The 24,523-nt window shown below is 68.1% G+C and carries 25 protein-coding genes; 15 read left to right on the plus strand and 10 right to left on the minus strand.

The annotated features are described in order from the left end of the window. Window positions 1-2 precede the first annotated feature (2 nt). Complete coding sequence (locus tag FBX97_RS25635; protein ID WP_141838032.1) at window positions 3-3,074, plus strand: peptidase domain-containing ABC transporter; 3,072 nt, start codon at window positions 3-5, stop codon at window positions 3,072-3,074. Between the two features lie 6 nt (window positions 3,075-3,080). Beyond that, window positions 3,081-4,412, plus strand: a complete 1,332-nt coding sequence (locus tag FBX97_RS25640) for a sigma-54-dependent Fis family transcriptional regulator (protein WP_141838034.1) — start codon at window positions 3,081-3,083, stop codon at window positions 4,410-4,412. A gap of 17 nt (window positions 4,413-4,429) precedes the next feature. On the opposite strand, the gene FBX97_RS25645 is transcribed toward FBX97_RS25640, so the two are convergent. The 8 genes from FBX97_RS25645 to FBX97_RS25680 all read right to left on the minus strand — a co-directional run bounded on the left by FBX97_RS25645 (window position 4,430) and on the right by FBX97_RS25680 (window position 7,872). Next, entirely contained in the window at window positions 4,430-5,188 is a 759-nt protein-coding gene (locus tag FBX97_RS25645) for a PP2C family serine/threonine-protein phosphatase (RefSeq protein ID WP_141838036.1), read from the minus strand. A gap of 17 nt (window positions 5,189-5,205) precedes the next feature. Further along, window positions 5,206-5,502, minus strand: coding sequence for a hypothetical protein (locus tag FBX97_RS25650; protein ID WP_141838038.1), 297 nt, complete (start codon window positions 5,500-5,502; stop codon window positions 5,206-5,208). A 67-nt stretch (window positions 5,503-5,569) separates the two neighbouring features. Next, window positions 5,570-5,854: a hypothetical protein gene (locus tag FBX97_RS25655; RefSeq protein WP_141838040.1), complete on the minus strand. Its 285-nt coding sequence runs from the start codon at window positions 5,852-5,854 to the stop codon at window positions 5,570-5,572. A gap of 39 nt (window positions 5,855-5,893) precedes the next feature. Further along, a complete protein-coding gene (locus FBX97_RS25660) occupies window positions 5,894-6,169 on the minus strand; it encodes a hypothetical protein (protein WP_141838042.1) in 276 nt (91 codons plus the stop codon). A 76-nt stretch (window positions 6,170-6,245) separates the two neighbouring features. After that, window positions 6,246-6,524 (minus strand): hypothetical protein, encoded by a 279-nt coding sequence (locus FBX97_RS25665; RefSeq protein WP_141838044.1) that lies wholly within the window; start codon window positions 6,522-6,524, stop codon window positions 6,246-6,248. 50 nt (window positions 6,525-6,574) lie between these two features. Further along, window positions 6,575-6,862: a hypothetical protein gene (locus FBX97_RS25670; RefSeq protein WP_141838046.1), complete on the minus strand. Its 288-nt coding sequence runs from the start codon at window positions 6,860-6,862 to the stop codon at window positions 6,575-6,577. A gap of 368 nt (window positions 6,863-7,230) precedes the next feature. Continuing rightward, a complete protein-coding gene (locus FBX97_RS25675; protein WP_141838048.1) occupies window positions 7,231-7,422 on the minus strand; it encodes a hypothetical protein in 192 nt (63 codons plus the stop codon). A gap of 240 nt (window positions 7,423-7,662) precedes the next feature. After that, complete coding sequence (locus FBX97_RS25680) at window positions 7,663-7,872, minus strand: hypothetical protein (RefSeq protein WP_141838050.1); 210 nt, start codon at window positions 7,870-7,872, stop codon at window positions 7,663-7,665. Window positions 7,873-8,050: 178 nt separating this feature from the next. Between FBX97_RS25680 and FBX97_RS25685 the strand changes: the two genes are divergently transcribed. Further along, window positions 8,051-10,042, plus strand: a complete 1,992-nt coding sequence (locus FBX97_RS25685) for a serine/threonine-protein kinase (protein WP_370457351.1) — start codon at window positions 8,051-8,053, stop codon at window positions 10,040-10,042. Between the two features lie 3 nt (window positions 10,043-10,045). On the opposite strand, the gene FBX97_RS25690 is transcribed toward FBX97_RS25685, so the two are convergent. Further along, a complete protein-coding gene (locus FBX97_RS25690; protein WP_141838054.1) occupies window positions 10,046-11,086 on the minus strand; it encodes a formylglycine-generating enzyme family protein in 1,041 nt (346 codons plus the stop codon). A gap of 116 nt (window positions 11,087-11,202) precedes the next feature. On the opposite strand from FBX97_RS25690, the gene FBX97_RS25695 reads away from it, so the two are divergent. The 11 genes from FBX97_RS25695 to FBX97_RS25745 all read left to right on the plus strand — a co-directional run bounded on the left by FBX97_RS25695 (window position 11,203) and on the right by FBX97_RS25745 (window position 22,907). Next, a complete protein-coding gene (locus FBX97_RS25695) occupies window positions 11,203-11,652 on the plus strand; it encodes a DUF4399 domain-containing protein (protein ID WP_141838055.1) in 450 nt (149 codons plus the stop codon). Between the two features lie 25 nt (window positions 11,653-11,677). Continuing rightward, entirely contained in the window at window positions 11,678-12,097 is a 420-nt protein-coding gene (locus tag FBX97_RS25700; protein ID WP_141838057.1) for a DUF4399 domain-containing protein, read from the plus strand. A gap of 6 nt (window positions 12,098-12,103) precedes the next feature. Then, window positions 12,104-14,059, plus strand: a complete 1,956-nt coding sequence (locus tag FBX97_RS25705; RefSeq protein ID WP_255517635.1) for an HD domain-containing phosphohydrolase — start codon at window positions 12,104-12,106, stop codon at window positions 14,057-14,059. A 1-nt stretch (window position 14,060) separates the two neighbouring features. Continuing rightward, window positions 14,061-15,527 carry an efflux transporter outer membrane subunit gene (locus FBX97_RS25710; protein ID WP_141838059.1) on the plus strand — a complete coding sequence of 489 codons (1,467 nt, stop codon included), beginning with the start codon at window positions 14,061-14,063 and terminating at the stop codon, window positions 15,525-15,527. Then, window positions 15,524-17,026 carry an FHA domain-containing protein gene (locus tag FBX97_RS25715; RefSeq protein ID WP_141838061.1) on the plus strand — a complete coding sequence of 501 codons (1,503 nt, stop codon included), beginning with the start codon at window positions 15,524-15,526 and terminating at the stop codon, window positions 17,024-17,026. Before FBX97_RS25710 ends, FBX97_RS25715 begins: the two co-directional genes overlap by 4 nt. Then, window positions 17,023-18,393, plus strand: coding sequence for an HlyD family efflux transporter periplasmic adaptor subunit (locus FBX97_RS25720; RefSeq protein WP_141838063.1), 1,371 nt, complete (start codon window positions 17,023-17,025; stop codon window positions 18,391-18,393). Before FBX97_RS25715 ends, FBX97_RS25720 begins: the two co-directional genes overlap by 4 nt. 54 nt (window positions 18,394-18,447) lie before the next feature. Beyond that, the gene (locus FBX97_RS25725) at window positions 18,448-18,921 is read left to right on the plus strand and encodes a DUF805 domain-containing protein (RefSeq protein WP_185748751.1); all 474 of its coding nucleotides are present in this window, start codon (window positions 18,448-18,450) and stop codon (window positions 18,919-18,921) included. 152 nt (window positions 18,922-19,073) lie between these two features. Continuing rightward, on the plus strand, window positions 19,074-19,862 hold the full coding sequence (locus tag FBX97_RS25730) for a creatininase family protein (RefSeq protein ID WP_255517640.1): 789 nt from the start codon (window positions 19,074-19,076) through the stop codon (window positions 19,860-19,862). Between the two features lie 161 nt (window positions 19,863-20,023). After that, a complete protein-coding gene (locus FBX97_RS25735; RefSeq protein ID WP_141838172.1) occupies window positions 20,024-21,148 on the plus strand; it encodes a YncE family protein in 1,125 nt (374 codons plus the stop codon). 79 nt (window positions 21,149-21,227) lie between these two features. Continuing rightward, the gene (locus tag FBX97_RS25740; protein WP_141838069.1) at window positions 21,228-21,968 is read left to right on the plus strand and encodes an SDR family oxidoreductase; all 741 of its coding nucleotides are present in this window, start codon (window positions 21,228-21,230) and stop codon (window positions 21,966-21,968) included. Between the two features lie 57 nt (window positions 21,969-22,025). Next, on the plus strand, window positions 22,026-22,907 hold the full coding sequence (locus tag FBX97_RS25745; RefSeq protein ID WP_185748752.1) for a CPBP family intramembrane glutamic endopeptidase: 882 nt from the start codon (window positions 22,026-22,028) through the stop codon (window positions 22,905-22,907). A 14-nt stretch (window positions 22,908-22,921) separates the two neighbouring features. On the opposite strand, the gene FBX97_RS25750 is transcribed toward FBX97_RS25745, so the two are convergent. Continuing rightward, window positions 22,922-23,650, minus strand: coding sequence for an SDR family NAD(P)-dependent oxidoreductase (locus FBX97_RS25750; RefSeq protein WP_141838073.1), 729 nt, complete (start codon window positions 23,648-23,650; stop codon window positions 22,922-22,924). Window positions 23,651-23,749: 99 nt separating this feature from the next. Here FBX97_RS25750 and FBX97_RS25755 point away from each other — a divergent pair, with 99 nt between their 5' ends. Further along, on the plus strand, window positions 23,750-24,121 hold the full coding sequence (locus FBX97_RS25755; RefSeq protein WP_141838075.1) for a helix-turn-helix domain-containing protein: 372 nt from the start codon (window positions 23,750-23,752) through the stop codon (window positions 24,119-24,121). The last annotated feature ends 402 nt before the right edge of the window (window positions 24,122-24,523 follow it).

Genomic DNA, 24,523 nt, shown 5'->3' on the forward strand with positions numbered 1-24,523 from the left:
AAATGGACTCTTCAGCAGAGCAACGGCAGTCTTCGGCGGCCTTTCTGGCGGGCGTCGAGATCCTGTCCGTGTTCACGCCGGACGAGCTGGAGGAACTGGCCGCGGCCGTCGAGGTGCGCACCTATGCCTTCGGCGACGCCATCTGCAGTGCCGGCGACCCGGCCGAGGGCCTGTACGTGATCAAGTCGGGCTCGGTGCGCGTGTTCAGCGAGGAGCACGGCAAGGAAACCAGCATGGGCGTGCGCAAGGCGGGCGAAGTGTTCGCCGAGATCGCCATCCTGCGCCCGCACCGCCACGAACTGTCGGCGCGCGCCGCGCTCAAGACCGAGCTGTGGTGCATCCCGCGCAGTGCCTTCGCGCCGGTCCTCGAACGCCATCCGGAAGCACTCGGCTTCATCAACGACACCGTGGCGCTCAGCTCCGCCGGCGGCCTGGTGGCGCGCCTGTTCGAGCTGCGCGGCAAGGTCAGCAAGCCCGAGCTGGACGAGTTCGTCCGCAGCGTCGGCGTCAAGCGCGTTGCGGCCGGCAAGGAAATCCTGAAACAGGATGCGCGCGACGACCGCCGCCTGTACGTGGTGCGCCAGGGCCAGGTGCGGGTGGTGGTGCGCGATGCGCTGGACGCCGGCAGCGAGTACGTGCTGGCCACGCTCGGCCCCGGCGAGATCTTCGGCGAAAAGGCCTGCCTGATGCGCCAGGAGCAGCCGGCCTCGGTGCTGGCCGGGACCGACGCAGTGCTGCTGGTGATCCCGGAAAAATCGGCGCACTTCATTTTGGAGCGCAACGAGAAGTTCCGCGAGGTGATCGAAGAGCGGGTGCGCTTCTTCGAGCGCGAACTGCAGCGCCAGAAGCGCCTGGCCGAGCGGCGCAAGCGCCCGGTCATCCTCGACCTGGCGTCGACGCCGAAGGCCGGCGAGAAGATCATCAAGCGTTTCGCCTGGGTCGAGCAGGCCGAGGAGATGGATTGCGGCGCCGCCTGCCTGGCCATGCTGTGCCGCCACTACGGCATCAACATGACGCTCGGGAAGCTGCGTGAACTGGCCAACGTCACCACCCAGGGCGCGACACTCGACAGCCTGGCGCGCGCCGGCGAAGCGCTCGGCTTCGGCACCCGCGGGGTGCAATGCACCTTCGATGCGCTGCAGGGGTTCGAATTGCCCTTCATCGTGCACTGGGAGGGTTACCACTACACGGTCGTGTACGGCATCTCGAACGAGCAGGTGTGGATGGCCGACCCTGCCACCGGGTTCCGCAGGCTGAGCGTGGCCGAGTTCGAACGCGGCTGGAGCGGCACCTGCCTGGTGTTCACGCCCGGCCAGCAACTGCTGCGCCAGGAGGCTGCGCGCTCGCCCTGGCTGCGCTTCGTCGGCTATCTGCACCCTTACCGCAGGATCCTGCTGCACCTGTTCCTGGCCACCTTCGTGATCCAGATGCTGGGCATCGTGCCGCCGATGATCATCCAGAACATCCTCGACGGCGTGCTGGTGCACCAGAACATCGGGCTGCTGCACCTCCTGATCATGGGCCTGGTGATCTCCACCGTGTTCAGCCAGGTGATGTCGACGCTGCGCGCGTATCTGTCCAACTACATGGTGCGCAACCTCGACTTTTCGATGATGGCGCAGTTCTTCAAGCACACGATGTCGCTGCCGTATTCCTTCTTCGCCAAGCGTAAGACCGGCGACATCATCGCGCGCTTTTCGGAAAACCAGACCATCCGCGCCTTCCTCACCGAATCGACGGTCACCACCTTGCTCAACCTGCTGATGGTGTTCATCTACTTCACCATCCTGTTCATGTACAACGTGATGCTGACGCTGCTGCTGATCGGCTTCGTGATTCCGATCGTCGCGCTGACCGTGCTGGTGACGCCGAAGGTGAAGGAGTACGCGCGCGAGGTGTTCGCGGCGTCGACCGATGCCCAGTCCTTCCTGATGGAAGCGCTGGGCGGCATCGAAACCGTCAAGGGCATGGGCAGCGAACGCCCGGTGCGCCTGAAATGGGAAAAGAAATACGTCAAGGCGCTGGAAACGCAGTACCGCGCGCAATCCTTCAACATCCTGGTCGGCCTGGCCAGCCAGGTGCTGAATGCCGCCACCACCATCGTGATCCTGTGGGCGGGCGCCAGCCTGGTGCTGAGCCGCGAACTCACGATCGGCCAGCTGATGGCGTTCAATGCCTTGATGGGCAGCGTGCTCGGGCCGCTCATGGGACTGGTCGGCCTGTGGAGCCGCATGGCCGATGCGACCGTCGCCATGGAGCGTCTCGGCGACGTGCTCGACATCGAACCGGAGCAGAAGCCGGCCGACCTGGCGTCGCGCGTGGTGCTGCCCGACCTGCAGGGTGAGATCAAGCTCGAGCGCCTGTATTTCCGCTACGGCGGCGAGGACACGCCCTGGGTGCTGGAAGACCTCAGCATCGACATCCGCCCCGGCGAACTGGTGGCGGTGGTGGGCCGCAGCGGCTCCGGCAAGACCACGCTGGCCAAGCTGCTGGTCGGCTTCTATCCGCCGAGCGAGGGCAAGATCCTGGTCGACGGCTACGAAATGCATACCATCGACAAGGATTACTACCGCGCCCAGGTCGGCTATGTCATGCAGAGCAACCTGCTGTTTTCCGGCACGGTGGCCGAGAACATCGCCAGCGGCGACGACAGCCCGGACCGGCGCCGCATCGAGGAAGTGGCCAAGATGGCGGACGCCCACGCCTTCATCAGCAAGCTGCCGCTCGGCTACGAGCAGGTGGTGGGCGAGCGCGGCGTCGGCCTGTCCGGCGGCCAGGTGCAGCGCCTGTGCATCGCGCGCGCGCTGTACCACGACCCGCGGCTGCTGGTGTTCGACGAGGCGACGTCGGCGCTCGACACCCAGTCCGAATCCAACATCATGGCCAACATGGAAGCGATCCTGGCCGGCCGCACGGCGGTGATCATCGCGCACCGGCTCAGCACCATCATGCGTGCCGACAAGATCGTGGTGCTGTATGAAGGGAAGGTCGTCGAGCAGGGGCGGCACGAGGACTTGCTGGCGCGGCGCGGCATGTATTACGAACTGGTGCAGAAGCAGCTCGGTTCCGGATAGGTAAAAATGAAACTCTACAACCCCGGAGGCGAGCGCGGTTCGGCGATGTCGTACGCGGCCCTGCTGGAAAAGATCGAGATCCTGCGCTCGACGCTGCGCTGGGCCGCGCGCATCGAGCGGCCCGACATCGAGAAACTGCTGCGCCAGGCGAACGGTCTGCGCGACGAGGTGATGCGGCTGTCGCACCAGACGCGTTTCGTGCAGGCGCTGGATGCCGGCGCGGCCATCGAACCGGTCGACGGGCTCGAACGCCGCACCGCTGCCGAGCCGCTGCCGGTCCCGGCGCCGGCGGATGCGCCGGCAGGCGAACGCCGCCAGGCCCTGTTGGCGCGCAGCTTCGTGTTCGAAGGCACCTTCGGCGACAATCCGCGCCTGCTGGATGCGCTGGAAATCGCGGAAAAGGCCGCGCCGACCGACCTGCCGGTGCTGGTCGACGGCGAGAGCGGCACCGGCAAGGAGCTGATGGCCAAGGTCATCCATGCCAATGGGTCGCGTGCCGACAAGCCGTACATATCCGTGAATTGCGGCGCGATTCCCGACAGCCTGCTCGAATCGGAACTGTTCGGCCACCGCAAGGGCGCCTTCACCGGCGCCGCCAACGACCGCAAGGGCAAGTTCGAAAGCGCGCACAAGGGCACCATCTTTCTCGACGAGATCGGCGAGCTGCCGCTGCCCGGCCAGGTGAAACTGCTGCGGGTGCTGCAGTCGCACGAGATCCAGCGCGTCGGCTCGGACGAGACCATCGCGGTCGATGCGCGCATCGTCGCCGCCACCAACAAGAATTTGCGCAAGCTGATCGAGCAGGGGACCTTCCGCGAAGACCTGTTCTACCGCCTCAGCGTGATCCACGTGACGCTGCCGCCGCTGCGCGAACGCCGCGACGAGATCCCGCTGCTGCTGGCGTATTACGGCGACGAATCGGCGGAAGCCCTAAAGCGGCGGCCTGTGGCCCTCAGCCCGCGCCTGCGCGACTTCCTGCTGCAGTACGCCTACCCGGGCAACATCCGCGAATTGCGCAACCTGATGTACCGGCTGGCCTGCCTGGCCGGCGATACCGCCGACCTGGCGCACCTGCCCGAGGATATCCGTCCCGGGGCGTCGACGGCGGCTGCGGCCGCGCCGCTACCTGTGGCGGCCGTCCCGAACCACGCCTCGCTGGCCGAAGCCAAGCGCGCCGCCAGCGACGAGGCCGAGCGCAGTTGCCTGGAGCGCGGCCTGCAGGAGACCGGCGGCACCGTCACCGAACTGGCGCGGCGCTGGGACATGAACCGCTCGCACCTGCAAATCCTGCTCAAGAAGCACGGCCTGCATTCGAAGGATTTCCGCAAGGGTCACTGAAGCACCGCCGCGCCGGCTCATAGTGCCGGATTCAGCACGGTCTTGTCGCCGGACGGATCGTCGGCACGTACCACCACCACCGTCACGTTGTCGCGCCCACCGTGGGCCAGCGCCAGCGCCACCAGGTCGCGGGCGGCGCGCTCGCAATCGCCGGGCGCCAATGCGGTGGCGATCGCCGCTTCATCGACCGGCGTGCTGAGGCCGTCGCTGCACAGCAGGAAGACGTCGCCGTCGCGCACCGGCAGCGTGGTCACGTCGAACTCGATGGCGTCGGCGGCGCCGACCGCGCGCGTGATCATGTTGGGGCTGGCCGTGGCGGCGGCCAGGTCGCCGCCGCTGTCCCGCCAGGCTTCGGCCTGGCTGTGGTCGCGCGTGAGCTGCTGCAGGCGGCCCTGGCGCAGCAGGTAGAGGCGGCTGTCGCCGGCCCACAGGCAGGCCGCCTCGCGGCCCCGGGCGAACAGGGCGACGACGGTACTGCCGATCACCGGCACCCCGCGCGCACGCGCGTCCGCGCGCAAGGCCCCGTTCACCGCGCCCAGGCGCGCGCGCGCAGCCTCGACGCAGGCAGGCAGGCCCGCCGGGTCGGGCAAGCCGTCGAGCGCGGCCACCACGGCGCCGCTGGCGAGGTCGCCGAAGGCGTGGCCGCCCATGCCGTCCGCTACCGCCCACAGGCCGCGTGCCGGCTGGTCGAGGCAGGCATCCTCGTTGCGGATGCGCACCCGGCCGACGTCGGTGCGGGCCGCGGAGGTCCAGCGCAGGTCGGTATCGCAGGCCATGGCATGCTCCTGGCCGGTCAGGCGTTGCGCAGCGGATGCAGGGCGTTGTTGACGCTGCGCTCGTCGACCTTGACGTCCAGCGTCGCGTTGGCACCGCTGTTATTGACCGACACCGTCTGGAACTGGTTGATCATCTGGTCGGCGTAGTTGTTGATCTGGTAGAAGTTGATCGCCGGGGAACGCTCGGCGGAAGCGTCGGTGTACGGGCGGATCCAGCCGAACACCCAGGGCGCGCCGCCGCCGCGGATGGCCGACATCGCGCGCCGGTCGAGCAGGGCGCTGGCAGGCAGGTCGCCGATGGTAATGCTGGCCATGGTCACCTCCGAAACGTGAGGAGAGAGCGGTTGCCGCTCTCCCCAGTGTAGATCAAGGCCGGCGACATTACGCAAAATCGGGGCGCCGCACGATCTTGTTGTTGCCGTCCTGGTTCACGTGGCTGTCGACGTGCACGCCGTCGACGAAGGCCGAGCCGTTGGCGGTGCCGAGCAGGACCTGCTGCATCTGGCCCAGGTTCTGGGTGGCGTCGATCGCGCTGTCGTGGCGCCCGCCGATCTTTACGTCGCCCGGCATGGGCATGCCCATTTTCCAGCCGCCGCGCACGGCGGCCATGGTCGGACGGTCGAGTTGCTCGCTGCGGGCGAGGTCGAGGATGGTCAAGGTTTTCATGGCAGTTCTCCTGAATGATCGAATGACTGAAGGCGAGGCTCAGAACGTGGCGTGGTTCTCGGCCCAGAGGTGGGCCGGGACCTTGATGTCCGGCCCGCCGATCGGGGCGCCGATCACGCCGTTGTTGTTGAGGACGTTGATGCCGATCTGCTGGAACTGGCCGATCTGCTGGTTGACGTTGATGTCGACGTTGACGTCCTTGCCGAGGAATTTGCCGGTGTCCCTGGCGATGCCGGTGCCGCCCCGCACGGACGTCATGGCACGCTGGTCGAGTGCGGCGCTGTGCGCCAGGTCTTGCACGACGATGGAAGACATGTTGGTTCTCCTTGATGGGTAATCGGTCGCGCTGCGCGGCGGGACGGACATCGCACCGCCGCGCAGCCGGCGTCGTTCAGCCGACGATCTTGTTCTTGCCGTCCTGGTTCACGTGGCTGTCGACGTGGACGCCATCCAGGAAGGCCGAGCCGTTGGCGGTGGACAGCAGGACTTCCTGCGCCTGGTCCAGGTTCTGGCGCCCGGTGATCGACGAATCGAAGCTCGGTGCGTAGCTCAGGTCGCCGTGCTTGGGGACGGACGGCGAACGCATGGTCCAGCCGCCGCGGACGGCGCCCATGGCGCTGCGGTCCAGGTCTTCGGTACGGGCCAGGTCGGTGATGGTCAGGGTTTTCATGATGATGCTCCTTTAAGTTCAATGTGAATGCAGAATGGATGCGGATGGATTTAGTTGCGGACGATCTTGTTTTCTCCGTGCTGGTTGACGTCGCTGTCGACGTGCACCCCGCCCAGGAAGGCCGAGCCGTTGGCGGTAGCCAGCATGACCTCCTGCGCCTGGGACAGGTTCTGGGTCGCGTCGAGCGACGAATCGAAGCGCGGCGTGTAGCTCACGTTGCCGAGCGGGTAGTGGGCGCTGCCCATCTTGTAGCTGCCGAAGCCGCCGCGCACGGTGCGCATGGCGCCGCTGTCCAGTTGTTCGGTACGGGCCAGGTCGGTGATGATCAGGGTTTTCATGGTGTTTCTCCTTGAGTGATAACGAGTGAGTGGTTTCAGGTTTGAGGCATTTGGTTTGCGCTCGATGGACATTCAGCGAGAAGCGTGCCAGCGTCTCTCGAAGCCCGATCTGAGATCGCAAGTCATTGAAAAAAAAGGGATTGTTCGAGGTGGTGACGGTGGCGTGAACAGCCTGGCAAGACCGGCGTGGCGGCGGGGTGACGGGTCGGCGCCAACACGTGGGCACAAGCCTGTTCGGTGCGGCCCGACAGGCCTGGTGCACGTGTGCCGCGGCGCGCGTAAACGTAAAAATGCCCGAAGCCGGACTGCGCTTCGGGCATTGCTGCGGACGACGGGAAACGGCGTCTGCCTTGCAGCGGTAACCCCACTCAGGGACGCGGCGCCGGCTTGTGCCCGCGCACGATGACGACCGCCATGCTGCCGGCCGTCGCGATGTTGCGCGCCACCGGCGCCGCGGGCCGGGCTTCGGCGCGCGGCAGGCTGTCGATCGCGACCGCGGCGAGGCCGACGACGGCGAGCGTGCCGACGAAGATGGCTTCCATGTGCTTGTGGATGTTCATGAGCTTCCCCTTTGGATGGTGACTGGCGACTGGTTGCGGAACGTGGGCGCGGAAGTCCGCGCCCACGGTCTGGGGACAGCATCAGGCGTGCCAGTACCAAGCCAGGACGGGGCCAGGGCGGCGTCGAAGGGGAAGGGCGTCGATCGGGGCGTGCGGTGTCGGGACCGCAGCAACAGGCGAAGCTGCAGATGTCGGCTTCAGGCCGACATCTTCGTGCTCGGCTTACTTGTGCGTTTTACTTCAGCGGCCTGCCGGCTTGGCTGTGCCCGGCCGCACTGCCACGGCGGGCACCGGATCGAACAGCCTGGTGCGCTGCAAAGATGAACGCACGGGCAGGCGTGCGGTCAGGCCGAGGGCGGCGCGGTAGCGCGAACCGCCGGCAATCGCCAGCATGGCCTGGCGATCGAGCTCGGTATTTTCCTGCAAGTCCTTGATGACGATGGTGGCCATGATGTCCTCCTCGGGTGTGCTGCTGAAAGTATAGTCCCTTGGCCCGATTGATGCGTCACAAAGGCTTGATCATCCGCGGCCGCATGCTAGTCTCAACTCAATGTGGCCGCCTGTACACGACCTCATCGACATCATGGAAAGTTTCGCTCACGCGATACATCAGTTGCAGAGCGGCGCCTTGCAGCAACCCGATTTCTTCGCGCAGCTCGATCGCGTGCTGGCGGGCGCGCCCGAGAGCGCCGGCCTCCTGCTGGAGATGCTGAGCGAGGCGCACGCGCGCAAGCCGCTGCCGCGCGAGGTCTACACCGAGGTGCAGCAGCGCATCGAACGCCTGGTCGCCGCGCGCCGGCAGCAGGGCGGCGACGACACCTTCGTCCAGACCCGCCCCGGCGCGCATCATGGGCATACGATGCGCGATCCATCCCTGGAGCGGTCCGGTGGCGAGGGCCCCTTCGGCGCCGAGCCCGAGCGCATGAAGGGCGTCGGCGAGACCTTGAACGGCCGCTTCGTGCTGGAGGAATGCATCGGCTTCGGCGGCATGGGCACGGTGTACAAGGCGCTCGACCTGCGCAAGCTCGAGGCGGCGGACCGCAAGCCCTACATCGCCATCAAGGTCTTGAACGTGCAGTTCCGCGGCCATCCGAAGTCGCTGATCGCCCTGCAGCGCGAAGCACGCAAGGCGCAGGCGCTGGCCCATCCGAACATCGTGTCGGTCTACGATTTCGACCGCGACGGCCCGATGGTCTACCTGACCATGGAATACCTGCAGGGCAAGCCGCTGAGCCAGCTGCTGCGGGCGCCGGGCTTTGCCGGCATGCCTTACGCCGATACCCTGCGCATCGTCACCGGCATGGCGAATGCGCTGGCCTACGCGCACGGGCACGGCTTCGTCCACTGCGACTTCAAGCCGGGCAATGTGTTCCTGACCGACGCCGGCAACGTCAAGGTCATCGATTTCGGCATCGCGCGGGTGTTCCAGAAGGCCGAGGAAGACGTCGACGTGACCGTGTTCGACGCCGGCAGCCTGGGCGCACTGACGCCGGCCTATGCCAGCCCGGAAATGCTGGAAAACCGCGACCCCGACCCGCGCGACGACATCTTCGCGCTGGCCTGCATCACCTACGAACTCCTGACCGGGCACCATCCGTTCAACCGGCTGTCCTCGGTGCAGGCGCGCGGCGCCGGCATGCGGCCGCAACGGCCTTCGGGGCTGGGACGGTCGCAGTGGCAGGCGCTGAAGTGCGGGCTGGCGCTGGAACGCGAGGCGCGCACGCCGACGGTGGCGCGTTTCCTCGACGGCTTCGGCACCGGCGGCATGGTGTCGCGCCATGGCCTGGCTGCGGCGGCGGCCATCGGCGTGCTCGGGGTCGGCGTACTGGCCGCCGTGGCCTGGCATGTGCTGGGGCGGACGCCGGAAGCCGCGCCGCCGCTGGCTGCGTCGGCGCCGCCGGCCGCGACCGCGACGGTGGCTGCGCCGAGCGCGGCAGCCATCGATGCCGCACTGGCGGGCGTCCCTTGTTCGGCGCTGGTGGCTGCCGTGCGCGCGCATGCGGTCGAAGTGCAGGGCTTCCTGTCGAAGGAGGGCGACCGCGACGGCCTGAAGGACCGGCTGGCGGCGCTGCCCGGCGTGTCGACCGTGAGCTTCGAGCGGGTGCGGGAAGTCGATCCCGGCCAGTGCCCGGTGTTGTCGGTGTTCGGGCCGTACTGGACCGCCTATCGACAGAACGGCGGCCAGGCCGCTGGCGGCGTCGCGCTGCGCCTGGCCGGCACCGGTGCGGCGGCAAAGGGCGTGCTGACCGGGGGCGAGTCGCTGGTGCTCGACGTGAAGGCGCCGGCGAGCGCGTCCTTCCTCAGCATCGACGTCTACTCGCCCGACGCCGGCGTCGCCCACCTGCTGCCGAATGCGCTGGCGCTCGACAACCGGGCGGCGCCGCACGCGACCCGGTCGATCGGCGGCGGCGGCGAGTGGGCCATCGGCAAGCCCTTCGGCGCCGAACTGGCGGTGCTGGTGGCGACGCCGGCGCCGCTGTTCGACACGCTGCGGCCGGAAACGGAGCCGCGTGCCGGCTACCTGGTCGAGGCGGCGGCGCGGCTGGAGCGCATCCGCGCGCGCAGCGGCGCCGGCTCGGTGGCGGTCGAATTCCTGCCGTTCACGACCAAGGCCCGCTGACACTCACTTCAGGCCGCGCGCCACCCGGAACCCGTTCTGGGCATGGCGCACGCCGGCATCGTAGCGGAAGCGCGTCGACGCGACCATGTAGGCAGCCCCTTCGCGCCAGGAGCCGCCGCGGATCACGCGCAGCGTGCAGTCCGGCTGGTCCCAGGCGCGGCCGTCGCCGGGCGCATTCTTGTAGCTGGCGTGCCAGCAGTCGGCGACCCATTCCCACACGCTGCCGCTGGTGTCGTACAGGCCGTAGGGGTTGGCGGCGAAGCTGCCGGTGTCGGCGGGGCGGGTGTCGCTCCAGGGCGGACCGCATTCCTTGCAGTTGGCTTTGCCGGCCGCCATCTGCTCGCCCCACCAGAACGGCGTGGCGGTGCCGCCGCGCGCCGCGAATTCCCATTCGGCTTCGGTCGGCAGGCGGTAGGGCCTGGCACTCACACTGCCCAGCCACTTGACATACTGCTGCGCGTCTTCCCAGCTGACGTCGCGCATCGGCGCGTTGGCGCCGGTACCGGCCGGCTGCGGGATCTTCGGGCAGGCGCCGGCGTTGGCGCAGGCATTCCACTGCTGCACCGTGACTTCGTACTTGCCGATCGCGAACGGCGCGCCGATGGTGACCGGGTGCGCCGGCTTTTCGCTGGGGTCGCTGGTGTTGCTGCCCATCGTGAAGGTGCCGCCGGGCAGCGAGACCAGCGCCGGACAGGCCGGGCAATCCTTGATGTCGGCGATAACGGTGTTCGGCGTGGCAGGCGCTGGCGCGGGCAGTACAGGCACGGGCGCCGGCGCCGGTGCCGGCGGCTGGGGCGAACTCTGTAGCGTACCCGGCGGCGCGCCCAGCCGCGCGATCCGGGCCTGCGCCAGGGCCGCGAAACGTCCTTTCGGATACGCCTTCAGGTAGGCTGCGTAGTCGGCGGCATGGGTGCTGTCCTTGACAGAATTCCAGAACGCCAGCTCGAACTGCTCCGGGCTCGCCTTCGGCACCACGTCGGCATCCGCCGGCCTTGAAACGGCGGAGAGCGCCAGTACGCAAACCATCGTCAGCATGTGCCTCATGGACCTTCCTCCGCGTGCCCCGTGTGGACAGGAATGACTTGCGATCTGAATGAGAGTGTGCCAGATTTAGAAGTATCGATGCGCACTGCGCAAGGTACCTGGCTGGAGCTTTCGATATGCGCCATCCCTTCGTCCCGGTCCTGCTGCTGGCGGTTTTCCCGCACCCCGGCACGGCATCCGCGCAGCCCGCCAACGTGCCGGCGAATGCGCCCGCTGCTGCGCCCGCCAATGCCCAGGTCTATTTCATCTGGCCGCACGACGGCAGCGTGATCGACGGCGGCAAGTTCTGGGTGCGCATGGGCTTGCGCAACATGGGCATTGCGCCGAAGGGCACCGCGGTGCCGAACACCGGCCACCACCACCTGCTGATCGATACCGGCCTGCCGCCGATGACGGAACCGATTCCGAACGACCGCAACCACCTGCATTTCGGGGCCGGCGAGACCGAGGCCCGGGTCGAACTGCCACCCGGCACCCACACGCTGCAACTGCTGCTCGGGGACAAGGACCATGTGCCGCACAGGCCGCCGGTGGTGTCGAAACCGATCACCATCACGGTGCGCTGAGCGCGCCCGATTCACGGAGACGATCATGCGCCCACTGTTCGCCGCGCTGGCCATGACGGCCCTGCTTACCGGGGCGACGGCGTCCGCCACCGACGCACCTGCCAACGCCTACTGCTACATCGGCTGGCCGGCCGACGGCGCGGTGCTCCCGGCAGGCAAACCCTTCCGCGTCTGGTTCGGCCTGCGCAACATGGGCGTGGCGCCGAAGGGCGTCGCCTTCGAGAACACCGGCCACCACCACCTGTTGATCGATACCGGGCTGCCGCCGGCCGGCCAGGTGATCCCGTCCGACCGCAACCACCTGCATTTCGGCGCCGGCGAGACCGAGACCATGCTCGACCTGCCGCCCGGGACCCACACGCTGCAGCTGCTGATGGGCGACGACAAGCACATCCCGCACACGCCGCCGGTGGTGTCGAAGCGGATCACGGTCACGGTGAGGTGAGCCCGCATGGAACCCAGCCCGAGCCTGCCCGCCGCCGCCGATCCGGTCCGCGCCTACGTCGAATGGATGGGTGCGGGGCTGGCGCGGCCGGCCGTGTTCGCGCTGCACGACGAAGCCGTGCTCGGGCGCGACCGCCAGGATGCGCTGGCCTCCGATCAATACATCTGCATTCCCGAGCCGACGGTCAGCCGCCGCCATGCGCGCATCCGGCGCCGCGGCGCCAGCTATTTCGTCGAAGACCTGCATTCGCGTAACGGCACCTTCGTTGCCGGCGAACGGCTGGCGCCCGGCGCCTGGCACCTGCTGCGCGACGGCGACGAGCTGGTGCTGGCCTCGGCCCCGCTGGTGTTCCACTCGCTGATGCTGCCGGAACCGGGCAGCGCTCCGACCGTGATCCGGGGTTCGGTCGACGCCACGCATTTTGCGCCGGTGGTCGACACCCGCAACGCCGGCCGCAGCGACCTCGAAAACACGGTGCACCGGCTGCACGCGATGGCCCAGGTCAGCATCGCGCTGGGCGCCGTGACTGACCAGGCCACGCTGGTCGAAAAGATCATGAACCTGATCTTCGAGCTGTTTCCGGCGGCCGAGCGCGGCTTCATCATGCTGCGCGACGATGGGCCAATGAGTGAGCGCGATCCGCCGCGCCCGGTCGCCGCGCGCCGCCGCGACGGTGCCGTCGAGGATCCGGCGCGCATGCGCATCTCGCACACCATCGTCGACCAGGTGCTGGTGCACAAGCGCGCCATCCTCTCGGTCGACACGCTGGCCGACCGCCAGTTCGCCGGCCAGGCCTCGATCGTGGCCCAGGCCATCCTCAGCGTCATGTGCGTGCCGCTGATCCTGGGCGAGGACGTGCTGGGCCTGATCCAGGTCGACACCTCGTCCGATCCGCATGCCTTCCAGGAAGCCGACCTCGAAATCCTCAGCGGCGTGTGCGCCGAGACCGCGGTCGCGCTGAAGAACTTCCAGCTGTATTCCGACATCAAGGGTCTGCTGGACGGCTTCGTGTGCGCCTCGGTACAGGCGATCGAGGAGCGCGACCCGGTCACGGCGGGCCACTCGTTCCGCGTGGCCGGCTATGCCGAAAACCTGGCAATGGCCATCGAACGTGCCGGCGACCCGGCACTGCGGCGCGCCGCCTTCACGCCGGCCCAGCTGCGCGAGATCCGCTACGCGGCGCTGCTGCACGACTTCGGCAAGGTCGGCGTGCGCGAACACGTGCTGCGCAAGGAGAAGAAGCTGCACCACGCCGACATGCGCCTGCTGGAACAGCGCTTCCGCTACGCGCGCGCCTGCCTCGAGCGGCACGCCTGGCGCAGCCTGGCCGAGCGCCACCAGCGCGAAGAACTGAGCATGACCGAATTCCGCCGCGAGCGCGAGCGCATCGAGGCCGGGCTGGCCGCGGAAAGCGCGCGCCTGGACGAGTTCTTCGCCACCATCGTGCGCGCCAATGAGCCGTCGATCTCGCACACGGCGCCGCCGCCCGAGCTGGAGGCGATCCGCTGCCACGCCTGCCCGGGCGCCGACGATCCGGGCTTTCGCCTGCTCGGCGACGACGAGTTCGCGGCGCTGAACATCGGCAAGGGCTGCCTGACGCCGGACGAGCGGCGCCAGATCGAGGCCCACGTGGCCGATTCGTATTCCTTCCTGATCCTGATCCCATGGACCCGCGAACTGGCCGGCGTCCCGGCGATCGCCCATGGCCACCACGAAAAGCTGGACGGCTCCGGCTATCCGATGGGCCTGCGCGGCGCCGAGATCAGCCTGCAGACGCGGATCCTGACGATCAGCGACATCTTCGATGCGCTCACCGCGCGCGACCGTCCCTATAAACAGGCGCTGCCGGTAGAACGCGCGCTCGCCCTGATCGACGAGGAGTGCCGTGCCGGCCACCTGGATGGGCGGCTGTTCGAGGTGTTCGTGGCGTCGAAAGCGTGGGAGGCGAGGGGGAGCGCATGAGATGACGCTATATACAAGGGGCCAAGCGCTGGGCAGGGGGCGACGGGCGCTGGCCGCCGCCGCGGTGCTGCTGTGCGCTTGCGCCGACGTCAGCCAGAAGCCCTACGGCCGTCCCGACACGCCGGGCAAGGCCGCCTGGTCGAATCAGAAGGACTTGCCGGTGGCCGCCGGCGAGATGATCGCGCCGGACTGGTGGCGCCAGTTCCAGGACCCCTACCTGGACCGGCTGGTCGACCAGGCCGTGCGCGCCAACTTCGACCTCAAGGCGCTGGCCGCGCGCATCGGGGTGGCGCGCGCGGAAATCGACGAGGCGCGCGCCGGCGCCCTGCCGAGCCTGGACGCGGGCGCCGGGGCCAGCTTCGAAAAGAGCACCGGGCAGAAATTCTCGAAGCAGTTCAACCTGGCCACCCAGGTCAACTGGGACATCGACATCTGGGGCGCCACCGCCAAGGGCGTGCAGGCACAGAGCGCCGAGTTCAAGGCGACCGAGGCCGACTGGCGCGCCGGCTACCTGACCCTGGTCTCGGACGTGTCGACGACTTACTTCCAGATCCTGCAGTTCGACGAGCAGATCGCGCAGCAGCATCAGACGCTGGTAAAGAACCGCGCCATCCTGGCGACGCTGGAAGCGATGATGGGGCAGGGCCTGGTGCCGCAGACCCGCGTCCTGCAGCAGCGCGCCGAGATCAACCGCATGAGCAATGACCTGATCGAGCTGGGGCGGCTGCGGGCGCTGGCCGGGAATGCGCTGGCAACCCTGCTCGGCATCCCGGCCGGTGAATTCCGGGTGCCGCCCGGGACGCTGCAGGGGCGGGTGCGGCTGCCAGCCGTGCCCGAGGGATTGCCGTCGCAACTGCTCAAGCGGCGGCCGGACGTGGTCGCCGCCGAATACCGGGTGCTGGCGGCCTACGACGTGGTCGGGCAGGCCAAGCTGGCGCAGCTGCCGTCGATCAGCCTGACCGGGCGCGGCGGCACCTCCAGCCTGGCGCTGGGGGCGCTGATGAAGTCCTTCACCTTCGGCTTGCTGCCGAGCATTAACTTCCCGGTGTTCGATCCGGGCGTCAAGGCGCGCCTGAAGACCAGCGAAGCGCGCAGCGGGGTGGCCGAGCAGGAGTACCGGCGCGTGGTCATGGCGGCGTTCGAGGAAGTCGAGAACACGCTGGTCAACCTGGACGCGCACCGGCGCCAGCGGGTCGAACTGCAGCAGCAGGCGGACCAGTTGGGCGTGGTCGCGGCCCAGGTCGACGCCCAGCTGAAGGAGGGCATGGTGTCGCAGCTGGACGTGTTCGAGGCCGAGCGCTCGCTGCTGGCGGCGCAGCTGGCGCTGCTGGCCAACCAGCAGCAGATCCTGGCCGACACCGTGACGCTGTACAAGGCGCTGGGCGGCGGCTGGCCGGCGGCCGATGTGCGCAATGAGGTGCGCAACGATGTGCGCGATGAGCGCAGCGCCGAACGGAGCCGGCCGTGATCCCGTCGGATGCGATGCTGGCCAGCCTGCGTCCGGCTCCGGCCGGGCGGCTCCTGATCGTGCTCGAGCCGCTGTCGCACCCGGAACTGGCGCCGATCCGCATCCATGAGACATTATTCGCCATCGGCCGCACCGAAGCGCCGTTCGACGCCTACCCGGCGGCGCTGGCGGCCGACCTGTCGCGCCGCCACGCCCGTATCTTCTGCGAAGGGGGCGCCGTCTATTTTGCGGAACTGGGCAGCAAGAACGGCAGTAGCGTGAACGGCGTACCGGTACGCCAGGCGATCGCCATGCTGCGCGACGGCGACGTGCTCGGCCTCGGCAAGACACTGCGCTACCGCGTGCACCTGGAACCGGAGGCGCTGCAGCCGCCGCCGGCCCGGCTGGCCAGCCTGACGCTGGCGCCGGAACATCCGGAAGCGGAGCTGCAGCCGATCGTGGTCACCGAATTCCCCTTCCTGGTCAGCAAGGGCGACGACACCTTCGCACGCTACCGCGATGCCAACCCGGCCCAGGTGAACTACCTGTCGCGCCGCCACGCCCACATCTTCGTCAAGGGCGGCCGGCTGCACGTGGAAGACCTGGGCAGCACCAACGGCACCTTCGTCAACGGCACCCGTCTCGACGAACACGCGGTGGCGCTGCACGACGGCGACGTCCTCGCCTTTGGCGGACGCCACTTCGTCTACCGCGTCGGCATGCAGTGGGACGCCGCCGCGCAGGACCCGACGCTGACGCGCATCGGCGTGCAGGCCGCCGGCCGCACGCCTGGCGCGGAAGCCGACCGCACCACCTTCGTCGCGACCGCCGACTCCTTCCTCGATATCTTCTGCGTCGAGCCGCCTGCCGTGCCCGAAGGGGCGCCGGCGCCGGCGTCGGCGCCCGTGGACGACGCGCCGGCGCGCGCACGCGGGTGGCTGCGGCGGCTGCGCCGCCACCACTGGGCCATCGCCGCTGCGGTAGTGGTGGCCGTGCTGGCGGGCGCGCTGCTGCGCATCGGCAGTCCCGAGCGCCGCGTGGAAGACCTGCTGGCCGACGGCGCCTATGCGCAGGCGGCAACGGTGGCCGCCGAAGCGCTGGCGCATGACCCGGACAACGGCCGGCTGCAGGCGATGGGCAGCGAAGCGCTGCTCAAGGCACGCCTGCCGGCCTGGATGGCGCAACTGAAGGCCGGCCGGTTCGGGCCGGCGGCCGCCACCGTCGGCGCGATGCGGCGCCAGGCCGGCCGCAATCCGGAACTGGCGCCACTGCTCGACGAACTCGACTGGATAGTGGCCCTGCAAAGCTTCGTGGCAGTACGCGGGGGCGCCCAGGCGCCGGTGCGCGACGCGGCCGACGCTGCCCGCATCCGCCAGTTCCTGCAGCAGTGGGAAGCGCGCAACGAAGCCTACCAGCGCGGCTTCGTCACCATGGCGGCCCATGTGCCGGCCTTCCGCGACACCTATGCCGATGCGCTCAGCAACGTGCGCGGGCTGGCGCTGGCGGGGAGCGCAGCGTGAAGCGCGATACCCTGACACCGCTGACCGAGGCGCTCGAGGACCACAGCGCCGAAGGCATCTCGATCCTTACCGCGGAACCCTGGCGCTTCACCCGGGCGCTGGTCTACAGCATGGTCGGACTGGTCGCGGCGGGCCTGGTCTGGTCCTTCTTCGGCCACGCCGACGTGCTGGTGACGGCGGGCGGCACCTTGGTGCCGGCCTCCGAAGTGCGCCGCCTGTATGCGCCGATCGACGGCGAGTTGAGTAATATTTACATCGCCGAGGGCCAGCCGGTGAAGGCCGGTGACGTGGTGGCGCGTATTTATGCGCGCGGCGCCATCGAGGCGGCCCGCAACGCGCTCGAAGCCAGGCTCAAGCTGGAGGATGCGGAACGCCAGTGGAAGGAATTCCCGCAGCAGAAGGCGCTGCTGGAACGGCGCGCCAGCGCACTGCGCGAAGCGACCGAGGTCGAACAGCGCCAGCACCAGCGCCGGCTGGCCGAGGGCACCAGCCGCCTGTCCCAGGGCCAGCAGGCGCAGCAGCAGGAAGCGCGTACCGGCGTCGAGGATGCGCGGCGCGCGCGCGACGCCGCCCAGGTCGAAGCCGACAAATACGCGCGCCTGTTCGCCTTGCCCGGCGGCGGCGGGGTCTCGCAGCTGCAGGTCGACGCCAAGAAGAACGCGCTGCTGGCCGCCGACAATGCGCTGCGGGTGGCCCAGGCGCGCCTGGCCGAGCTGGCGGCGCGCCAGGGCCAGGAATCGATCCAGGCCCGGTCGGAACTGGAAACCAGCGGCCAGCAGCTGGCCACGCTGCGCCTGCAATCCGAGGCGGCCGACCGCGACGTCGCCAACGCCGAGGACAAGCTGCGCCTGCAGGTGCAGACCGCGCGCCTGGTGGCCGATGCCGCCGCCCGCATCCGCTTCGAGAACATCGACAAGGAGAACTTCCTGCGCATCGTGGCCCCGGTCGACGGCGTCATTACCGAAGTGACCTCGACCCAGCCCGGCGACAAGATCCAGGCCAATGCGCCGCTGGGCGGGATCGCACCGCGCAACGCCAGGCCGATCCTGAAAATCGACATTCCGGAGAACGACCGCGGCTTCCTGCGCGAGGGCTTGCCGGTGCAGATGAAGTTCAACGCCTTTCCCTACCAGCGCTACGGCATCATGCGCGGCACGCTGCAAACCATCTCGCCGGCTACCAAGCCATCGGCTGCTGGCCGCCAGCCGGTGTACGAAGGGCGGGTCACGCTGGAGCGGCTCGAATACAAGGTGGGCGAGACCAGCTACCCGCTGCGCTACGGGATGACGGCGGTGGCCGAGATCGTGGTGCGCGAGCGTCGCCTGATCGACCTGGCGCTGGACCCGTTCCGGAATATCGGTGGCTGAAAGAATCCGCCAAACGCTGTAAGATGCCGGCCTTTGGCATTCCTGGGACGCAACGTGAACGACTCGACTTATACCCCGGTCCTCTTTCAACTGCACGGGCGTATCGGACGGGTACGCTACCTGGCCTACAGCTTCGCGTTCGGCATGCTGGTGCTGCTGGCCACCTTGCTGCTGGCCAGCCTGGCCGGCGACACGGCCGCCACCTGGCTCTCGGCCGCCGCCTCGGCGGCAATCGGCGTCATCGTCGGCGGGCGCCGGCTGCACGATCTTGGCCGCAGCCGCTGGATCGCGCTCGGGCTGCTGGTCCCGGTCGTCAATCTCGCGATCGGCCTGTGGCTGCTGCTCGCGCCGGGCAATCCGGCTGAAAACCGCTTCGGGCCGGCGCCGGGACCGAACACGCGCGGCGTGACCGCGCTGGCCTGGGCGGTGCCGGTGGTGTTCGTGGCCGGCGTACTGGCCGCTGTCGCGCTGGCGCCGCACAAGTCGAATGCCCAGCGCGCGCATGACGAAATGGAACAGGCCATCTGACGCGCTGTCCTTACAAGCTTATGCGAAGCTGAAATCGTCCGCGCCTTCCTGGCAGCATGCTCTACAATAGGCCAAGCCGCGTCGGCGATGCATCAGGAATACGGATCACAATGCTTCACCTGCAGAATACATGGCGCCGCAGGGTGTCCACGATGGCCGCGCTGGCCGTGCCCGCGCTGGCCTCGGCCGGCGGCGCGCCCAGCGTCTATATGGAAGAGCTGACCTCGCCCGAACTGCAGGCCCGCATCGATGCCGGCGCCACCACGGTGCTGGTGCCGATCGGCGGCACCGAACAGAGCGGCCCCCACATCGTCCTCGGCAAGCACAACGTGCGTGCGCACATCCTGGCCGGCCGTATCGCCCAGCGCCTCGGCAACGCGACCGTGGCGCCGGTGATCGCCTATGTCCCCGAAGGCTCGATCGCGCCGCCGGCGGGGCACATGCGCTTCGCCGGCACCCTCTCGATTCCGGAAGCCGCCTTCGAATCCATTCTCGAATCCACCGCGCGCAGCCTGTGCCAGCACGGCGTGCGCGACGTGTTCTTCCTGGGCGACCATGGCGGCTACCAGAAAAGCGAAGAAAAGGCAGCCGCGCGGGTGAGCGCGAAAGGCAGTTGCCGCGCCCACGCCTTGCCCGATTATTACCAGGCCACCCAGGCCGGCTACGTGGCCGACCTGAAGCGCCGCGGCCACGGCGATGCCGAAATCGGCCTGCATGCCGGCCTGGCCGACACCAGCCTGTCGCTGGCGCTGGATCCGGCCGGCGTGCGCAGCGGATTGCTGGCCGCCGGTGCCAAGGCGGGGCCGAATGGCGGCGTGCGTGGCGACCCGTCCCGCGCGTCGGCCGAACTGGGCCAGCTCGGCGTGGCCCGCATCGTCGACGCGTCGGTGGCCGCCATCCGGGCCGCGACCGGCACCAAGAATCCATCCAAACAACCGTAGAGAAGTCCATCGTGCCCTTCAAGAGATCTGCCACTGCCTGCCTGGCCCTGACCATCCTGGCCGGCGGTGCCTTCGTCGCCACGCACGTCATTGGCGCGCCCAATCCGCAAGCGACGCCCCAGGCGACACCCCAGCCGGCACGCATCGTGACCGTGCCCGGCATGGCGCCCGTGGTCGACGCCCGCAACGTGTACAGCGAAATCGGACCGTCGCACCTGAGCCCCGCGGTGCGCGGCGACCTGCAGCGCATCTACGTGCCGAACCTGCGCAGCAACGACGTCAGCGTGATCGATCCGGCCACCATGAAGGTGGTCGACCGCTTCAAGGTCGGCACCAGTCCGCAGCACGTGATCCCGTCCTGGGACCTGCGCACGCTGTGGGTGGCCAATAATGCCGAACGCCGGAACACCGGCAGCCTGACCCCGATCGACCCGCGCACCGGCAAGCCGGGGGCGTCGGTGCCGGTCGACGATCCCTACAATATGTACTTCACGCCGGACGGCAAGTCGGCGATCGTGGTGGCCGAAGCGCGCCACCGCCTCGACTTCCGCGATCCGCACACGATGGCGATGCAGTACGCGATCGACGTCCCGCAGTGCGGCGGCATCAACCACGCCGAATTCTCGATCGACGGCCGCTACGCGCTGTTCACCTGCGAGTTCGACGGCAGCCTGGCCAAGATCGACATGGTGTCGCACAAGGTGGCCGGCTACCTGAAGCTGTCGATGCCGGCCACGCGCGTGCGCGAAGGCGCCGATCCGCGCATCCCGGGCGCCGACGAGGTCTGCAGCTCGCGCAAGGGCATGCCGCAGGACGTGCGCATCTCGCCGGACGGCAAGCGCTACTACGTGGCCGACATGGAGGCCGACGGCGTGCACGTGGTCGACGGCGACAACCTGAAGCAGATCGGCTTCATCCCGGCCGGCCTCGGTACCCACGGCCTGTACCCGAGCCGCGACGGCAAGCTGCTGTACATCGCCAACCGCGGCACCCACCGCATCCACGGCAAGCGCCACGGCGCCGGCAGCGTGGCGGTGCTGGACTTCGCCAGCGGCAAGATCGTCGCGCGCTGGACGGTTCCGGGCGGCGGCAGCCCTGACATGGGCAACGTCAGCGTCGACGGCAAGTGGCTGTGGCTGTCGGGCCGCTTCGACGATGTCGCCTACCGCTTCGACACCCAGAGCGGGGCCGTCACCCAGGTCAAGGTCGGCGGCGAGCCGCACGGCCTGACGGTGTGGCCGCAGCCGGGCCGTTACTCGCTGGGACATACCGGCAACCTGCGCTGATGCCGGGTTGCCGGTGGCGTGCCGTGCGCGGGCAGGGCACGCCAGCGGATAAGCTCTCTTCTTATTTGAAGGAGCATGCATGGAATCGAATATCGCAGGAAAAGTCGTCGTCGTCACCGGTGCCAGCAGCGGCATCGGCGAACTGACGGCGCGCCACCTGGCCGGTCTTGGGGCCCGCGTGGTGCTCGGCGCGCGGCGCCGGGACAGGCTGGATGCCATCGCGGCCGAGATCCGTGCCGGCGGCGGCAAGGCCGAGGTGGCGGCGGTCGACGTCGCCCGGCGCGAGCAGGTCGATGCGCTGGTGGCGACGGCCGTCAACGCGTTCGGACGGGTGGACGTGATGGTCAACAATGCCGGCCTGATGCCGCTGTCGCGCCTGGACCAGGCCCGGGTCGAGGACTGGGAGCGCATGATCGACATTAACCTGAAGGGCGTCCTGTACGGCATCGCCGCGGTGCTGCCGGTGATGCAGCGCCAGAACGGCGGCCATATCATCAACATCGCGTCGACCGCCGGGCTGCGCGTGCGTCCCAACATGGCCGTGTACTCGGCCACCAAGTTCGCGGTGCGCGCCATCTCGGAAGGCTTGCGCCAGGAGGGCACGGCCTACAACATCCGCAGCACGATCATTTCGCCGGGACCGACCGATACCGACCTGCCGTCGAGCGTGACCGATCCGGAGATGGCGAAATCGGTGCGGGAACAGCACAAGATCGCCATGCCGACGCTGTCGGTGGCCAAGGCGATTGCCTTCGCCATCGGCCAGCCGGACGAAGTCGACGTCAACGAGATCGTGTTGCGGCCGACCGCGCTGTCGTGACGCCGGCTTCTCATCGGCCGCTGGATGAGCGGGTGCGGCCGATGTAGACTTCTCGGCATGACGCCCAGCCCAAGCATCCTTCTCACTTTCGGTTTCCTGGCCCTGACGGTCGTGCTGCTGTGGGTGCCGGCCCCGCCCATCCGTGGACGGCGTGACTGGGCGTGGTGCGCCGGGCTGGCACTGGCCTGCGTTGCCGGTCTTGCCGGCGGACTGCTGGACTGGCGCGCGCCCATGTGGATACTGGCCTATGCGGCGCTGGCCTTCGGCGCACGCGGGGCCGCCCGCGCGTGGGTGCGCGTGCCGCTGCTGGTGCTGACCGGCCTTGCCGCCTTCCTGTTTGCCCTGCACCGGTTTCCCGGCTTTTACAATCCGGTGCTGGCCGAGGGCATCCGCTTCTCCGCCGACACGCCGCCGTTTTCCCTGCGCGCGAATGCCGACACCGCGGTGGCCGGGATCGTGCTGATGGGCGTGTTCTGCGAGCGCATTTCCAGCCTTGCGGACTGGCGGGCGATGCTGCGACGGGTGTGGCCGGTGGTGGTGTCCGTGCTGGCCGTCGTGCTGGGGCTGGGCTGGGCGCTGGGCTACGTGCGCCCCGACTGGAAGTGGACGCCATATTCGGCCTGGTTCCTGGCGTCCAACCTGCTGTTCACCTGCGTCACCGAAGAGGCCTTTTTCCGCGGCTTCATGCTCGAGCGGCTGGCGCGCGGCATGGCGCGGCGGCGCGGCGGGGTGCTCGTGGCCACGCTGCTGTCGTCGCTGCTGTTCGGGCTTGCCCATGCCCGCGGCGGCATGGTGCTGGTGGCGCTGGCGACCCTCGCCGGCGTCCACTATGCCGCCGCCTACCTGTGGTCGCGGAGGATCGAGGGCGCCATCCTGACGCACTTTGCCCTCAATGCCGTGCACTTCGTCTCGTTCAGCTATCCGAACCTGGCGCCCTGACGCCAGCCGGCCGCTCAGGCGATCATGCCGCCATCGATCACCAGTTCCGCACCTGCCACATAGCGGCTGTCGTCGCTGGCCAGGAACAGTGCCGCATCCGCGACTTCTTCCGGCCGGCCGAGGCGCTTGAAGGGGATGCGGCTGCTCAGCGCCTCGCGCACCTCGTCGCTGGCCTTGTCGAACATCGGCGTATCGATCGGACCCGGGCTGATGGTGTTGACACGGATGCCGCGCGGCGCCAGTTCGTGGGTCCAGGTGCGCGCGTAGGAGCGTACCGCCGCCTTGGTTGCCGAATAGGTGCCGTAGCCCGGGTTGGCGATCTGGCCCGCAATCGAACCCAGCAGCACGATGGCGCCGCCCTCGGTCATCCGGCGCACCGCGCGCTGGACCGTGAATACCATGCCGCGCACGTTCACGCCGAATGCGGCGTCCAGGTGCTCGGGCGTGGTCTCGTCCAGGGTCGAGACGTCCGACACGCCGGAGGAGGTGACGAGGATGTCGAGCTTTTTGCCGGTCGCATCGATCGTGTGGAACAGGCGGTCGAGGTCTTCCATGCGGCTGACGTCGCCCTGGATCGCCGTGGCCTGCGCACCGATCGATGCGGCCGCGGCGTCGAGCTGCGCCTGGCGCCGGCCGGTGATGAACACGTGCGCACCTTCGGCCACAAAACGATGGGCGATGGCCAGGCCGATACCGCTGTTGCCGCCGGTGACGAGCGCTGTTTTTCCTTCGAGTTTCAACATGGGAAGCCTCCTGAATGGTTGGGTAATCAATGATATATACCGTATATCTAGTGTCAATTACGCACTTGATTTACACTAGATATATGGGAGGAAACCACAATGACATCGACACTCGAGACTGTCCTCGAACAGATCAACGGTACCAAGCCGGTACTTGAGCAGATTGCCAACAAATGGTCGGTGCTGATCCTGGCCGTGGTCTGCACGCAGCCTTCACGCTTCAACGCGATCAAGCGGCGCCTCGATCCGATTACCCACAAGGCGCTCACCGAGGCCCTGCGCCGCCTCGAGCGGAACGGGCTGGTGGACCGGCGCGTGATTGCCTCGTCGCCGGTGGCGGTCGAGTATTCGATCACGCCCTTGGGCAGGACGCTGCAGGCACCTTTCACGGCACTGATCGCCTGGGTCCAGGAGCATGGCCCTGCGCTGGAAGCGGCGAGGGCGGCCGCCGAAGCGCGCGCGGAAGAGTAGGTGTCGCGGACGCAACGGGAGGATCTTGCAGAGCTCGCCCGGCTTTGCTATAGTTCGCCTCCTGCTTCTGAGGCGCAGCAAAAACTGAACAGAATCAATCAGTTGAGCAAGTAGTTGAGCTCGGTGTTTTGACAACACCGCTAGCGCTGAAGAAAAAGATGGGGTTGACGAGTTAAGCGATGTAGTGCATAATCTTCTTCCTCTGCTGCTGACGAACAAAACGATTCGCAGAACGCAGCAAGGCAGTACCGAATAAGTTCTTTAAAAATTAACAGTCGATAAGTGTGGGCGTTTGATGAAGGTGCCGGCTGACTAGTTCAGCTGATTACTTAAATTATCAAATGTTCACAAAAAGTATAACGTTGCTCAGCAATGAGTAACGGTCAGTATTTTGAGTGAGCG

Source organism: Herbaspirillum sp. SJZ107 (assembly GCF_006715485.1).
Classification (GTDB): domain Bacteria; phylum Pseudomonadota; class Gammaproteobacteria; order Burkholderiales; family Burkholderiaceae_D; genus Telluria.

What these genes read in the sequence shown, in the direction of transcription:
- FBX97_RS25695 (WP_141838055.1), top strand. Translation starts at nt 11,203, where the DNA reads ATGCGCCATCCCTTCGTCCCGGTCCTGCTGCTGGCGGTTTTCCCGCAC.
- FBX97_RS25650 (WP_141838038.1), bottom strand. Translation starts at nt 5,502, where the DNA reads ATGGCCAGCATTACCATCGGCGACCTGCCTGCCAGCGCCCTGCTCGAC.
- FBX97_RS25660 (WP_141838042.1), bottom strand. Translation starts at nt 6,169, where the DNA reads ATGTCTTCCATCGTCGTGCAAGACCTGGCGCACAGCGCCGCACTCGAC.
- FBX97_RS25635 (WP_141838032.1), top strand. Translation starts at nt 3, where the DNA reads ATGGACTCTTCAGCAGAGCAACGGCAGTCTTCGGCGGCCTTTCTGGCG.
- FBX97_RS25750 (WP_141838073.1), bottom strand. Translation starts at nt 23,650, where the DNA reads ATGTTGAAACTCGAAGGAAAAACAGCGCTCGTCACCGGCGGCAACAGC.
- FBX97_RS25710 (WP_141838059.1), top strand. Translation starts at nt 14,061, where the DNA reads ATGACGCTATATACAAGGGGCCAAGCGCTGGGCAGGGGGCGACGGGCG.
- FBX97_RS25735 (WP_141838172.1), top strand. Translation starts at nt 20,024, where the DNA reads ATGGCGCCCGTGGTCGACGCCCGCAACGTGTACAGCGAAATCGGACCG.
- FBX97_RS25675 (WP_141838048.1), bottom strand. Translation starts at nt 7,422, where the DNA reads ATGAACATCCACAAGCACATGGAAGCCATCTTCGTCGGCACGCTCGCC.
- FBX97_RS25705 (WP_255517635.1), top strand. Translation starts at nt 12,104, where the DNA reads ATGGAACCCAGCCCGAGCCTGCCCGCCGCCGCCGATCCGGTCCGCGCC.
- FBX97_RS25755 (WP_141838075.1), top strand. Translation starts at nt 23,750, where the DNA reads ATGACATCGACACTCGAGACTGTCCTCGAACAGATCAACGGTACCAAG.
- FBX97_RS25670 (WP_141838046.1), bottom strand. Translation starts at nt 6,862, where the DNA reads ATGAAAACCCTGATCATCACCGACCTGGCCCGTACCGAACAACTGGAC.
- FBX97_RS25745 (WP_185748752.1), top strand. Translation starts at nt 22,026, where the DNA reads ATGACGCCCAGCCCAAGCATCCTTCTCACTTTCGGTTTCCTGGCCCTG.
- FBX97_RS25700 (WP_141838057.1), top strand. Translation starts at nt 11,678, where the DNA reads ATGCGCCCACTGTTCGCCGCGCTGGCCATGACGGCCCTGCTTACCGGG.
- FBX97_RS25665 (WP_141838044.1), bottom strand. Translation starts at nt 6,524, where the DNA reads ATGAAAACCCTGACCATCACCGACCTGGCCCGTACCGAAGACCTGGAC.
- FBX97_RS25730 (WP_255517640.1), top strand. Translation starts at nt 19,074, where the DNA reads ATGGCCGCGCTGGCCGTGCCCGCGCTGGCCTCGGCCGGCGGCGCGCCC.
- FBX97_RS25645 (WP_141838036.1), bottom strand. Translation starts at nt 5,188, where the DNA reads ATGGCCTGCGATACCGACCTGCGCTGGACCTCCGCGGCCCGCACCGAC.
- FBX97_RS25740 (WP_141838069.1), top strand. Translation starts at nt 21,228, where the DNA reads ATGGAATCGAATATCGCAGGAAAAGTCGTCGTCGTCACCGGTGCCAGC.
- FBX97_RS25655 (WP_141838040.1), bottom strand. Translation starts at nt 5,854, where the DNA reads ATGAAAACCTTGACCATCCTCGACCTCGCCCGCAGCGAGCAACTCGAC.
- FBX97_RS25680 (WP_141838050.1), bottom strand. Translation starts at nt 7,872, where the DNA reads ATGGCCACCATCGTCATCAAGGACTTGCAGGAAAATACCGAGCTCGAT.
- FBX97_RS25690 (WP_141838054.1), bottom strand. Translation starts at nt 11,086, where the DNA reads ATGAGGCACATGCTGACGATGGTTTGCGTACTGGCGCTCTCCGCCGTT.
- FBX97_RS25640 (WP_141838034.1), top strand. Translation starts at nt 3,081, where the DNA reads ATGAAACTCTACAACCCCGGAGGCGAGCGCGGTTCGGCGATGTCGTAC.